Here is an 11911-nt window from a genome sequence, read left to right as displayed (position 1 = left end):
GAAGTTCTCTTAAGGACGCGGGGTCACCTACCCATCAATAGATGTCCTCGTGGAGACGCGACTTCGCAAGCGGGCTGGTGATACTGGTCCCCATCCTCGTCATTCTGTGGGTTCTCAACTATCTCTACACTAGTATCGTCAAACTGCCGATAATCAAGTCGCTCGACCACCCGTTCGGGTTCTTCGTCGCCATCGTCGTGTTCATGATGCTGGTGCTGTCGGTGGGGTACCTGATGCGCACAACCGTGGGCCGACTGTTCGAGACGTACCTCGACGCGACGATGAACCGAATTCCCCTCGTCCGCATCCTCTACAACGCCTCGAAACTCGCCGTCGAGACGGCGTTGACGGGGACCGAGGACCTCCAAAAGCCCGTCCAACTGGAGACGTGGCCGGGCGTCCGGATGACGGCGTTCAAGACCGGACAGACGACGAAAGACGGGCGGGTGGTCCTGTTCATGCCGACGGCGCCGAACATCACCACCGGGTTCGTGATGGAGGTAGAACCCGAAGACATCAGGGAACTCGACGAGAACGTCGAAGAGGCGCTGACGCGCATCCTCTCGGCCGGGTTCGCGGAGGACGAGTCTCGCTCCGCTATCGACATCGACGTGCAGACGGAAGACGACTGACCGCTCGAAGCGGAGCGGAGGCGAAGACGGTCGGCGGGCCTCTCTACCGCGGCCTCAGACGTACGTGAACCACTCCTCGTGGTCGTCGGAGCGACGTTCCACGAGGTCGAAGAACGCCTGCTGGAGTTCCTCGGTCACTGGGCCGCGACTGCCGTCGCCGATGACGACGTTGTCCACCTTCCGGATGGGCGTCACCTCCGCGGCGGTGCCGGTGAAGAACAGTTCGTCCGCGGTGTTGAGTTCGCCGCGGGAGATGGTCGCGTTGTCGTTGACGGTGTAGCCGCGTTCCCGCGCGAGTTCGATGACGGTGTCGCGGGTGATGCCGTCCAAGATGCTCTCGGAGAGGCCGGGCGTGTAGATGTCGCCGTCCTTAACGAGGAAGATGTTCTCGCCCGGGCCCTCCGCGACGTTGCCCTCCTTGTTGAGGACGATTGCCTCCGTGTACCCGTTGCGGCGGGCCTCCTCGCCCGCGAGAAGCGAGTTCACGTACAGGCCGGTCGTCTTCGCATTCGTCGGGATCTGACTAGAGGCGTGCTTGCGCCACGAGGAGACCATCACGTCGACGCCCTTCTCCAACGCCTCGTCGCCGAGGTACGCCCCCCACGGCCACGCCGCGATGGCGACCTGCACGGGGTTGTCCTTGGGGCTGACGCCCAGCGAGTCGTAGCCGTAGAACGCGACGGGGCGGATGTAACAGGACGTCAGGTCCTGGCGGCGGATGAGTTCCATCGTCGCCTCCGTGAGTTCCTCCTTCTCGAAGGGGATGTCCATGTCGTAGGGCTTCCCGGAGGCATAGAACCGCTCTAAGTGTTCGTCCCACCGGAAGATGGCCGGCCCTTCGTCGGTGGCGTAACAGCGGACGCCCTCGAAGACGCCGCTGCCGTAGTGAAGTCCGTGAGAGAGGACGTGAATCTGCGCGTCGTCCCAGTCGACGAACTCACCGTCCATCCAGATAGTGTCGACATCCATCTCGTCGAATCCCATACCGCGTGGTTTGCGTGGCAGGTGATAAAATGATAGGCGACACGGCGACGCGCGCGGGGTTTTTTGCGCCGGGGCGCATCGGTCGGTCACGAATGCCACCGAAGACTGTCGCCGTCACCGGCGGGACGGGTCGCATCGGCCCCACCGTCGTGAACGCACTGAGAGACGCGGGGTACCGCGTGGTGAACTGCAGTCGAAGCGGCGGGTCCGTCGGCGACGCGAACCTCCGGGCAGACATGACCGACGCCGGGGAAGCCTACGGCGCGTTCGCCACGGCGGACGCCGACGCCGTCGTCCACCTCGGGATGCTCTCGGAACCCGGCCACGACCCCGGCTACGTCGTCTACGAGAGCAACGCGATGAGCACGTACAACGTGTTGGAGGCGGCCGAATCGCTCGGCATCGACACCGTCGTCCTCGCCTCCAGCATGAGCGCTCTCGGCGCGAGTTTCGAACCCGGCCCCGTCAACCTCTCGTACCTCCCGGTGGACGAGGACCACCCCCTGACGCCGTCGAACCCCTACGGCCTCGGCAAGCAGGTTCTCGAAGTGACCGCCGACGGGTTCGCCCGGCGATCGGACGGTCCGACGACCATCGCCTCGTTCCGGTTCCCGTGGATGCCGACGGAAGCGCAGATGCGCGAGACGTTCCTCGACGCCGACCGGCGACTGGCGGCGCTTCACCAGTTGGAGAACTTCAAGACGATCCGGAACACGCTGTTCTCGTACCTCACACAGGAGGACGCCGCCGACGCGATCCGCCGGGCGGTCGAAGCCGACTACGAGGGCCACGAACGGTTCTGGGTCGTCGCGGACGACACGACGGCGGAGATGGAGACGGCGGAACTCGTCGCCGAGGAGTACCCCGACGTGGAGACGACGAACTCCTTCGAGGGGTACGAATCGCTCGTCTCGACGGAGAAGGCTCGGCGGTTGCTCGGGTGGGAACCCGAGGTGAGTTGGCGGGACCTACGCTAGGGAGTCGACGATTCGGTCGCCGTCGAGGAACGGGACGCCGCGACGATCGGCGTACTCGCGCGCCGCGTCGGTCGAAAGCGCCGCGCCCGACTCGTCGTCGAGCATCTCGCAGACGACGACCGCGGGGCCGACGCCCGCCTCCGCGGCGAGTGCGAGGCCGAGTTCGGTGTGACCGCGCCTGTCGTCGAGGAGTCCCGGCGCGCCCCGGAGGACGTTGACGTGGCCGGGCGCGCGGAAGTCGGCGGCGAAGTCCTCTGCGTCGTACTCGCCTCCGACGGCGGCGTCGGCCGCCTCGCTCAGTTTCGTGATGGTCAGCGCTCGGTCCGAGTCCGTGATTCCCGTGAACGTCTCGCGGTGGTTCACCGGCAGGGAGAACGACGACCGGTCGTCGTACGCCAGGTCGTGGTCGCCGGCGGCCGGGTGGTCGATTTCGGACTCCAGGAAGGGGAGATCCATCGCCTCCGCGGCGTCGTCGGAGAGTGCGGCGCAGACGAGTCCGCCCGCGTCGTTGCGGAGGCGGGCCACGTCCGCCGCCGTCACCGACCGCGCGGGGTAGACGATGTCCGTCTCGCCCTCCCTGTCGTCGAAGTCGTGGACGAGAACGGGGTCGCCCGCCCGGAACGCCGAGAGGGCGCGGGCGAGAGAGTCGTCCGTCCGTTGGGTTCCGGTCACCGTCACACCTCCTCCACCCGGACGGTGACCGCGTCGCCGTCCGAGAGGTCGAGTTCGTCCCGGAGTTTCTCGGGCGCGATGATCTCCAGTTGGCTCTCGTCGTGGTGGGTGCGTTCGGGGACGATGATGTGCGCCTCCTCGTAGGCGTCCTCATCCGTTTCGACCGTCGCGGCGTAACAGGTCGCCGGGCCGAACGTCCGTTCCTCGTCCTCCCATCCGTCGATGGGGACTGCCGAGAGCGACGCCATCCCGGCGCGCGTCCGGACGCTGTCGTCGTCAAGGCGGACGTTGAGCGTCCCCGGGAACGGTTCGTAGCCGAGGCGGTCCTCGAACTGTTCCATGTACCCCGGAAGCGAGATGTAGTGTTTGCCCTCGCCCATGCCGCCGGTGACGGTGCCGCCGAGTTCGACCGTCTCGGACTCGTCCGTCTCGAAGATGCGGCGGTAGTCGGCGTACTCCCGGCGGAGGGCCGCCTCGCCCTCGTCGGTGACCGAGACCCACTGCCCGTCCGCCACCACGTCGCGTTCGACGTAGCCGGCGTCTTCGAGTCGCTGGAGGCGGCGCGAGGCGGTCTGACCGGAGGCGTCGAGGCGCGAGGCCAGACCGGAGCAGGAGACCTTCACCGGGCCGGAGCGCCCGCCTTCAAGGGCGACGAACTTCAACGCGGCCAGTTCGTCGTACCCGACGGCGGCGACTGCCGATTCTGACATGTCCACGTCTTCGAGACGACCCGAAATAAGCGTACCGAATATGAGATGCGTAACAGAATCGTGATGGGCGGCCCGCGGAGTCGGTCGCCGCGACGGACCGGTTCGTGAACGGGATTGTCGGACGACGGGGGTAAGTGCGTCGGTTCCGGCGGTGACGCCCGCCTCGTCGGCCCGAGCGACGAACGGTGCGACCGCAGAGGGCGAACGCCGTCGGCGCGTCCGAACCGCGGCCGCGACCGCTCCGACGGCGTTCGGAAAGGCCTTTAGCCGCGCCACAAGAACCTCGGAGCATGTTTAGAGAGTTCCGTTCGGAGGTCGAGGACGCGGTCTCTGCTGCGCTCTCCGCGCTCGATTTACCGACCGACGACCTCGGCGTCGAAGAGCCACCGGAGGACGTCTCGGCGACGCTCGCGTCGAGCGTCGCCTTCCGGTTGGCGGGCGAAGTCGGCGCGCCGCCGCCGAAAGTCGCCGTGGACATCGCAGAGGAGATAGACGCCACGGGCTACACGTACCTCGACTCGGCCGTGCCGCAGGGACCGTACGTGAACTTTCACGTTTCGGACGCCTACTACGCCGAGACGCTCGAAGCGGGCCGCGACGACGAGTACGGCCGCCTCCCCGAGACGGGCGAAGACGTGGTGGTCGAACACACGAGTGCGAATCCGACCGGTCCCGTCCACGTCGGGCGCGCGCGGAATCCCATCCTCGGCGACGCCATCGCGCGCATCCTCGATTTCGCCGGCAACGACGTGGAGCGTCACTACTACGTCAACGACGCCGGGCGACAGGTCGCCGTCTTCACGTGGGCCTACGAGACGTTCGACGAGGAGGATCTGCCGGAACCGGAGCGCGACCGCTCGGACTACGATCTCGTGCGGTACTACCGCAAGGGCAACGCCTTCCTCGAAGAGGGCGACGAGGAGGAGGTCGAAGCCGCCGAGGAGGAGATAGCGAGCATCATGCAGGGCCTCGAAGCCGGCGACGAGGAGACGTTCGAACGCGTCGCCGTCGTCGTGGATCAGGTGCTGTCGGGGATGACCGCCTCGCTGGAACGCCTCCCCGCGGAGTTCGACCGGTTCGTCAAGGAGACGAAGTTCATCCGCAACGGCGACGCCGAGGACCTCGTTCAGCGACTGAAGGACTCCGACTACGCCGTCTACGAGGAGGAGGCGTGGCAACTGGACCTCTCGCCGTTCGGCTTCGAGAAGAACCTCGTGTTCCTCCGGTCGGACGGGACGACGCTGTACACGACCCGCGACTTGGCGCACCACGAGTGGAAGTTCGACAACTACGACGAGGCGGTGACGGTCCTCGGCGAGGACCACAAACTGCAGGCCGAACAGCTTGAGACCGCCTTGGAGATACTCGGCAACGACACCGAAAAGCTCCGCCAGACGTTCTACTCGTGGGTGAACCTCCCCGAGGGCGGGATGTCGACCCGGAAGGGGACGGGCGTGGACTTAGACGACCTGCTCGACGAGTCGGTCCGGCGCGCCCGCGAGGAGGTCGAGACGCGCCTCGACAGTCGCATCCGCGACGACGAACTCGACGAGGAAGACATCGAGCGAATCGCCCGGCAGGTCGGCATCGGGGCCGTCCGCTACGACATCGTCTCGAAACAGCCGACGAAGGGAATCACGTTCGAGTGGGAGCGCGCCTTGGACTTCGAGGCCCAATCCGCCCCGTACGTCCAGTACGTCCACGCTCGCTGCTGCGGCATCCTCGACGAGGCCGAATCGTCCGGCATCGAGGCGACCACCGACGCCTCCCTGCTCGATTCGCCCGAGGAATGCGAGCTCATCGCGACCATCGCGCGGTTCCCCGCCGTAATCGAGGAGGCGGCCGACGACCTCGAACCGCACGTCGTGGCGACGTACGTCCGGCAGTTCGCCGAGACGTTCAACGCGTTCTACCGCGAGCGGTCGGTGCTGAACGCCGACGACGATGCGGTGGCCGCCGCCCGCCTCGGACTGGTCGAGGCGGCCCGCCACACCGTGGCGAACGCGCTCTCCGTGCTGGGCATCGAAGCGCCCGACTCGATGTAGGCGTTACAGCCCGAAGACGGGGATCAGCACTTCGGGCGCGGAGACGAGCGTCCCGCCGACGCTGGTGACGGCGAGCGCACCCGCGCCTAACGCGAGCAGGACGAAGAGGACGATCCACCAGAACGGGACGCCAGAGTTAGATTCTGCCATACCAACGCCTGCGAACAGCCGCGTAAAAGAACTTCCCGTTCGTCGCTCCGCAGACGGGGCGGGGCGACCGCCGGCGACTCAGCCGAGGAACCGACCGAACAGACCGCCCTTCTTCCGCTCGTCGTCGCGGCGCTCGTTCGTCCCCTCCGCGCTCTCGCCCAACTCGGTCGTGTAGACGCCGTCCTCGTCGTCTTCTTCCTCGTCGTCCTCGCCGTCCGCACCGTCGTCGCCGCTCGCGAACGGAATCTGCTCGTCCTCGGGGGTCGCGTCCGGTTCGGCGGCCTCGACGAGGGGACCGTCGTCCGCGCTCTCGTCCGCCGCGTCGTTCGCCGTCCGGTCCGCGAGCGGGTCCGGCGGGGAGTCGCCGTCGGATTCGGCGGTTTCCTCGACGGACTCGACGGACTCGACGGCCTCCTCGGCCTCCTCGGCGGAGACGCCTTCGTCGTCGGACGCACTCTCGCCGTCTTCGTCGAGTTGCTCCGGCGTCCCGTCGGCCTCGTGGTCGCCCGCGACGATGATGCCGTCGTCGCGTTCGGTGGCCTCGCCCTCCGACTCCCCGGCGTCTCCGTCGCGTTCGTCCGCGTCACACGCCGAATCGCCTTCGTCCGCGGTTGCGGCGGAAGCGGCGTCGGCGTCCGCAGTCGTGGCGTCCGCGGCCGGGGCGTCCGTCTCTGCATTCGTATCCGCATCCGCGTCCGCGGGGTCGGCGTCGTCGGTCGAACCGCCCTCCTCGCGCGCCTCGTCCGGCGCGGCGTCGGGTTGCGGAACCGACTCGCCGGTCAGGTCGGCGGCGAGCGCTCGGTACGCCGCGGCGGCGGGGCTTCCGGGCGCGAACGTCGTGAGCGGTTCGCCCGCGTCGCCCGCGCGCCGGACGACCGGTTCGTCCGGTATCGCCCGCAGTATCTCGGCGTCGAGTTGCTCCTCGACGGTGGCGACGTTCGGGTCCTCGGGGTCCGCCCGCGTGAGCACCGCGCCCGCCACCGGCACGTCGAGTCGCACCGCCACCTGTCGCGTCTTCTCCGTGTCCCCCAATGCATCGCGCCCCGTCGTCGAGACGAGAAGCGCCTCGTCCACGTACGTCAGGGGGACGACGGTGTCGTTACTCAGTCCTGCGCCGGTATCCAGCAGGACGTACTCGTGTCGGTCGGCCAGTTCCGAGAGCACCGCGCGGAGACCCTCGGGGTCCGCGCGGGCGAACGCGTCGAGGTCCGTCGCCCCCGGTACCACGGCCATCCCGTGCGGTCCTTCCTGCGTCGCCTCGGTCACGTCGGCCTCGCCGGCGAGAACGTCGTGGAGCGTCGGCTCCGTCGGCACGACGCCCAACGCCCCTGCGAGGTTCGCCATCCCGAGGTCGCCGTCGACCACGGCGACGTCCGCGCCCGCCGCGGCGAGCGCCGCCGCGAGATTCGTCGTCGTCGTGGTCTTCCCGACGCCTCCCTTCGCGCTGACCACTGCGTACACCCGTCCCATATCTTACTCGTTCGGACTCACCCAAGACAACCACATAAACCTATTCCGAGCGAACCGCCCGCACACCGTCGATTCTGCCGCTCGTCCGAACGTTCCGCGACAGTCGTAGGTTACTTAGCCTCTCGCCGGCCTAGAGTCGACAATGAGTACCGACGCCGAAGAGGTGAGCGAAGACCGCCGGAAGTACGAGTTCCGGAAGGTCATCGAGGAGCTCGAGGACTTCGAGGGCTCCGGAACGCAACTCGTCACTATCTATATCCCGGATGACAAGCAGATATCCGACGTCGTCGCCCACGTCACGCAGGAGCACTCGGAGGCGTCGAACATCAAGTCCAAGCAGACGCGAACGGCCGTCCAAGACGCCCTGACCTCCATCAAGGACCGCCTCCGCTACTACGACACCTTCCCGCCGGACAACGGCATCGTCATCTTCTCCGGTGCGGTGAACTCCGGCGGCGGCCAGACCGAGATGGTCACGAAGGTGCTGGAGAGTCCGCCCGAACCTATCCAGTCGTTCCGCTATCACTGCGATTCGGACTTCCTGACGGAACCGCTGGAGAACATGCTCACGGACAAGGGGCTGTTCGGCCTCGTCGTCCTCGACCGGCGAGAGGCGAACGTCGGGTGGCTGAAGGGCAAGCGCGTCGAACCGGTCAAGTCGGCGTCCTCGCTCGTCCCCGGCAAACAGCGCAAGGGTGGCCAGTCCGCCCAGCGTTTCGCCCGCCTCCGTCTGGAAGCCATCGACAACTTCTATCAGGAAGTCGCGGAGATGGCCAACGAGCTGTTCGTCGCCAAGCGGCACGACTTGGACGGAATCCTCGTCGGCGGTCCGTCGCCGACGAAAGACGAGTTCTTAGACGGCGACTACCTCCACCACGAACTGCAGGACCTCGTCGTCGGGAAGTTCGACGTCTCCTACACCGACGAGTCCGGCCTCTACGACCTCGTGGACGCCGCACAGGACGTGCTGGCCGACCAGGAGGTGATGAAGGACAAGTCCCAGATGGAGGAGTTCTTCGAGAAGCTCCACACGGGCGAGGAGGCGACCTACGGGTTCGGCCCCACCCGCAAGAACCTCGTCATGGGGTCGGTGGACCGACTCCTCCTCTCGGAGGACCTCCACTCGGACGTAGTCGTCTACCAGTGTCCCGAGGGCCACGAGGAGTACGAAGTCGTGGACCGCCGGCACGGCGACCCCGGCCACGAGTGCACCGAGTGCGGTCAGGAGGCCGAGAAGAAGGACCGCGAGGACGTCATCGAACACCTGATGTCCATCGCGGAACAGCGAGGGACCGAGACGAAGTTCATCTCGACCGACTTCGAGAAGGGCGAACAGCTACACGACGCCTTCGGCGGCGTCGCCGGCATCCTCCGCTACGCCACGGGCGTCTAAACGCCGACCGACTCTTCTCGTCTCGTCTCCGAGCGCTCAGACCAGTAGCTGTTCGACCTGCGTGCGGCGGCGGCCCACGTCGAAGTGCGGGTCCAGCGCCGCGTCGCCGTCGATGCGGTCGAGCGTCAGGAGAACGTCCACTCCCTCCCGTTCGGCGCGGTCCACCAGCGTCTCTATCGCGGCGCGGTTCAACGCCAGCGAGTCGAGCATCCCGAGGAGAAGCGCCACCGCCGCGCCGCCGTCGCCGCGGGGGAAGTACTCCGCCACGGCGTCGAACGTCGGCGCGTCGGACTCGTCGGGCGCGTCGAACTCGGGGTACGTCCGAAGGCATCGAGAACAGAGCGTCGCGGCGTCCGACGCCCCGCCGTCGCCCTCGGCGGGCGCGTCGGGCGCGTGAGTTCCGAGTCCGTCCGGAACCGCGAACGGAACTAAATCGCCGCCGCAGGCCGTACACGTACGAATCATACGTCGAGGTGAGACGCGGACGCGTGAAAACCCGACGATACCGTCCTCCGGCGGGCGACAGAAGCGAGAGAAAACTGGATGGTGCGGCCGAAGGGGTGCGACCGACTCGGACGCCGAGCGTCGGTCAGTCGTCGGCGGTGGCCGGCCGTTCCTGCGGGACCGTCTCGGCCTCCTCTGCTTCGCGCTCTTCCCTCTCTTCTTCTTCTTTCTTGCCCTTGATCTTCTTCAGGCGGAACGTCTCCTCGCGCTCCTGTTCTTCGAGCTTCTGCTCGATGTACTCTTGGTTCTCGTAGAGGTCGGGCAGGAGTTTGAACTCCAGCGCGTTGACGCGGCGCTTCGTCGTCTCGATCTCTCTGAGCATCTTCTTCATCGCCGTCTCGACTTCGGCGGCGAGGATGACGCTCTCTAACAGCTCCTCGTAGGCGTCCGCGGCCTCGTCGATGCGCGACGACGACCCGAGCAGTCCATATCCGCGCTGGTCGAGGCTCTTCTTCACGCGGGAGGACTCGATCTGCGGGACGACGACGCCCATGATGTTCTTCGATTGGGTCGTTATCTCGGGGTGTTCCTTCAGCGCCGCGGCCGCGCCGCGCACCGCGACGTCGCCCTCCATCGCGCGCGCCATGTTTATCTTCCGCTGGGCGGTCTCATAGTTGGTGTTGAGCTCCGAACGGACGTCCTGCGCTTGGTCGAGGATGTCCATGAACTCCATGATGAGACCGTCCCGCTTCTGCTCCAAGGTGTCGTGGCCTCGCTCGGAGAGTTCGATGCGGTCCTCTATCGCCATCAGGTTCTTCCGAGTCGGTTTGACGTCGTTGGCCATCCTTGGGGGACGCTTGTGGACGGAGGGGGTTAATCCTTTTTAGTCTGACTCGGCGGACAATGATTATTCGCGCACGCGTACGCGAAGAAGAGTACATTGCGACGCGCGGCGCCGTCGCTCCGCGTTCGGCGTCGTCCGAAAAGAACGTCCGAGAGAGACGCCGGTCAGTCGGCGGTGACTTCTTCCGCGCCCTCGTCGGCGGCGTCCTCGCGGTAGTGTTCCTCGATGAGCTCCTCGTCGATACGGTTGAGCTCCTTCTTCGGGAACATCGACAGGAGATCCCAGCCGATTTCGAGCGTCTCGTCGATGGAGCGGTTCGTGTCGTACCCCTGATCGACGAACTCCTCCTCGAAGCGGTCGGCGAAGTCGAGGTACGTGTTGTCACGCTCCGACAGCGCCTCGCGGCCGACGATGTTCACGAGGTCGCGGAGGTCCTCACCTTCCGCGTACGCGGCGTACATCTGGTCGGAGACGTCCGCGTGGTCCGCGCGCGTGAGGCCCTCGCCGATACCGTCGTCCATCAGACGCGAGAGGCTCGGAAGCACGTTGATCGGCGGCTGGATGCCCTGACTGTTCAGGTCCCGGTCGACGTAGATCTGCCCCTCGGTGATGTATCCGGTCAGGTCCGGAATCGGGTGCGTGTCGTCGTCGCCCGGCATCGTGAGGATGGGTATCTGCGTCACGGAGCCTTCGCGGCCCTGGATGCGACCGGCGCGCTCGTACAGCTGCGCCAGGTCGGTGTACATGTACCCGGGGTACCCACGACGGCCCGGAACCTCCTCGCGGGCCGCGCCGATTTCGCGCAGGGCCTCGCAGTAGTTGGTCATGTCCGTGAGGATGACCAGCACGTGGTAGTCCTTCTCGAACGCGAGGTACTCGGCGGTGGTGAGCGCGAGGCGCGGCGTGACCGTCCGCTCGACTGCGGGGTCGTCCGCGAGGTTCATGAAGACGACCGAGCGTTCGAGCGCGCCCGTGCGCTCGAAGTCCTCCATGAACTCGTTGGCCTCCTCCGCGGTGATACCCATCGCGCCGAAGATGACCGCGAACTCAGAGCCCTCGTCGTCGTCGCCCTCCTCTTCCTCCGGAACGGTCGCCTGACGGGCGACCTGGAGCGCGAGTTCGTTGTGCGGCAGCCCCGACCCGGAGAAGATGGGGAGCTTCTGTCCGCGGACCAGCGTGTTCATGCCGTCGATGGCGGAGACGCCGGTCTGGATGAACTCCTCGGGGTACTCCCGGGAGTAGGGGTTGATAGCCGCGCCGACGATTTCGTGGCGCTCGTCCGGGACGATGTCGGGGCCGCCGTCGATGGGCTGGCCCGACCCGTCGAGGACGCGTCCGAGGAGGTCCTCGGTGACGGGCATCTTCAGCGTCTCGCCCATGAAGCGGACGGACGCGTTCCGGTCGATACCGCTCGTGCCCTCGAACACCTGGATGGCCACGAGGCCGTCCGTCGATTCGAGGATCTGCCCGCGCAGCGTCTCGCCGTTCTGCGTCTCGATTTCGACGATCTCGTCGTATCCGATCGGCTCGTCGACCTCGGCGAACACCAGCGGACCGCTGATTTCGGTGATGGTCTGGTACTCTTTCATC

General features: G+C 66.6%; 12 protein-coding genes. 4 read left to right on the top strand and 8 right to left on the bottom strand.

Annotation, left to right across the window (positions count from 1 at the left end; translation table 11 throughout):
• Positions 1-41: 41 nt before the first annotated feature.
• A complete protein-coding gene (locus tag ACZ522_RS12830) occupies positions 42-632 on the top strand; it encodes a DUF502 domain-containing protein (RefSeq protein ID WP_379698879.1) in 591 nt (196 codons plus the stop codon).
• A 54-nt stretch (positions 633-686) separates the two neighbouring features.
• Here the strand turns inward: ACZ522_RS12830 and ACZ522_RS12825 are convergent, their stop codons facing one another.
• Positions 687-1616 (bottom strand): branched-chain amino acid transaminase, encoded by a 930-nt coding sequence (locus ACZ522_RS12825; RefSeq protein WP_379698881.1) that lies wholly within the window; start codon positions 1614-1616, stop codon positions 687-689.
• Between the two features lie 92 nt (positions 1617-1708).
• On the opposite strand from ACZ522_RS12825, the gene ACZ522_RS12820 reads away from it, so the two are divergent.
• Entirely contained in the window at positions 1709-2593 is an 885-nt protein-coding gene (locus ACZ522_RS12820) for an NAD-dependent epimerase/dehydratase family protein (protein WP_379698883.1), read from the top strand.
• On the opposite strand, the gene ribB is transcribed toward ACZ522_RS12820, so the two are convergent.
• Positions 2585-3265: a 3,4-dihydroxy-2-butanone-4-phosphate synthase gene (gene ribB, locus ACZ522_RS12815; RefSeq protein WP_379698885.1), complete on the bottom strand. Its 681-nt coding sequence runs from the start codon at positions 3263-3265 to the stop codon at positions 2585-2587. The genes ACZ522_RS12820 and ribB overlap by 9 nt on opposite strands.
• A gap of 2 nt (positions 3266-3267) precedes the next feature.
• On the bottom strand, positions 3268-3975 hold the full coding sequence (locus ACZ522_RS12810; RefSeq protein ID WP_379698887.1) for a DUF120 domain-containing protein: 708 nt from the start codon (positions 3973-3975) through the stop codon (positions 3268-3270).
• Between the two features lie 290 nt (positions 3976-4265).
• On the opposite strand from ACZ522_RS12810, the gene argS reads away from it, so the two are divergent.
• A complete protein-coding gene (gene argS, locus ACZ522_RS12805) occupies positions 4266-6020 on the top strand; it encodes an arginine--tRNA ligase (RefSeq protein WP_379698889.1) in 1755 nt (584 codons plus the stop codon).
• Positions 6021-6023: 3 nt separating this feature from the next.
• Here argS and ACZ522_RS12800 read toward each other — a convergent pair whose 3' ends face one another.
• Positions 6024-6170: a hypothetical protein gene (locus tag ACZ522_RS12800; RefSeq protein ID WP_379698891.1), complete on the bottom strand. Its 147-nt coding sequence runs from the start codon at positions 6168-6170 to the stop codon at positions 6024-6026.
• Positions 6171-6248: 78 nt separating this feature from the next.
• Entirely contained in the window at positions 6249-7640 is a 1392-nt protein-coding gene (gene minD / locus ACZ522_RS12795) for a cell division ATPase MinD (protein ID WP_379698893.1), read from the bottom strand.
• A gap of 142 nt (positions 7641-7782) precedes the next feature.
• Here minD and prf1 point away from each other — a divergent pair, with 142 nt between their 5' ends.
• Complete coding sequence (gene prf1 / locus ACZ522_RS12790; protein ID WP_379698895.1) at positions 7783-9033, top strand: peptide chain release factor aRF-1; 1251 nt, start codon at positions 7783-7785, stop codon at positions 9031-9033.
• A 36-nt stretch (positions 9034-9069) separates the two neighbouring features.
• Here the strand turns inward: prf1 and ACZ522_RS12785 are convergent, their stop codons facing one another.
• The 3 genes from ACZ522_RS12785 to ACZ522_RS12775 all read right to left on the bottom strand — a co-directional run bounded on the left by ACZ522_RS12785 (position 9070) and on the right by ACZ522_RS12775 (position 11910).
• Positions 9070-9498 carry a DUF6276 family protein gene (locus ACZ522_RS12785; protein ID WP_379698897.1) on the bottom strand — a complete coding sequence of 143 codons (429 nt, stop codon included), beginning with the start codon at positions 9496-9498 and terminating at the stop codon, positions 9070-9072.
• Between the two features lie 124 nt (positions 9499-9622).
• Positions 9623-10321: a V-type ATP synthase subunit D gene (locus ACZ522_RS12780; protein WP_379698899.1), complete on the bottom strand. Its 699-nt coding sequence runs from the start codon at positions 10319-10321 to the stop codon at positions 9623-9625.
• A 164-nt stretch (positions 10322-10485) separates the two neighbouring features.
• A complete protein-coding gene (locus tag ACZ522_RS12775; protein WP_379698901.1) occupies positions 10486-11910 on the bottom strand; it encodes an ATP synthase subunit B in 1425 nt (474 codons plus the stop codon).
• Between the last annotated feature and the right edge of the window lies 1 nt (position 11911).

This window comes from Halopelagius fulvigenes, from assembly GCF_055398025.1.
Note: the sequence above shows the minus strand (reverse complement) of the source record. Positions and strands in the feature narration are given on the sequence as shown.

What these genes read in the sequence shown, in the direction of transcription:
- ACZ522_RS12810 (WP_379698887.1), bottom strand. Translation starts at nt 3,975, where the DNA reads ATGTCAGAATCGGCAGTCGCCGCCGTCGGGTACGACGAACTGGCCGCG.
- ACZ522_RS12800 (WP_379698891.1), bottom strand. Translation starts at nt 6,170, where the DNA reads ATGGCAGAATCTAACTCTGGCGTCCCGTTCTGGTGGATCGTCCTCTTC.
- ACZ522_RS12820 (WP_379698883.1), top strand. Translation starts at nt 1,709, where the DNA reads ATGCCACCGAAGACTGTCGCCGTCACCGGCGGGACGGGTCGCATCGGC.
- minD (WP_379698893.1), bottom strand. Translation starts at nt 7,640, where the DNA reads ATGGGACGGGTGTACGCAGTGGTCAGCGCGAAGGGAGGCGTCGGGAAG.
- ACZ522_RS12830 (WP_379698879.1), top strand. Translation starts at nt 42, where the DNA reads ATGTCCTCGTGGAGACGCGACTTCGCAAGCGGGCTGGTGATACTGGTC.
- ACZ522_RS12785 (WP_379698897.1), bottom strand. Translation starts at nt 9,498, where the DNA reads ATGATTCGTACGTGTACGGCCTGCGGCGGCGATTTAGTTCCGTTCGCG.
- ACZ522_RS12780 (WP_379698899.1), bottom strand. Translation starts at nt 10,321, where the DNA reads ATGGCCAACGACGTCAAACCGACTCGGAAGAACCTGATGGCGATAGAG.
- ACZ522_RS12775 (WP_379698901.1), bottom strand. Translation starts at nt 11,910, where the DNA reads ATGAAAGAGTACCAGACCATCACCGAAATCAGCGGTCCGCTGGTGTTC.
- argS (WP_379698889.1), top strand. Translation starts at nt 4,266, where the DNA reads ATGTTTAGAGAGTTCCGTTCGGAGGTCGAGGACGCGGTCTCTGCTGCG.
- ACZ522_RS12825 (WP_379698881.1), bottom strand. Translation starts at nt 1,616, where the DNA reads ATGGGATTCGACGAGATGGATGTCGACACTATCTGGATGGACGGTGAG.
- prf1 (WP_379698895.1), top strand. Translation starts at nt 7,783, where the DNA reads ATGAGTACCGACGCCGAAGAGGTGAGCGAAGACCGCCGGAAGTACGAG.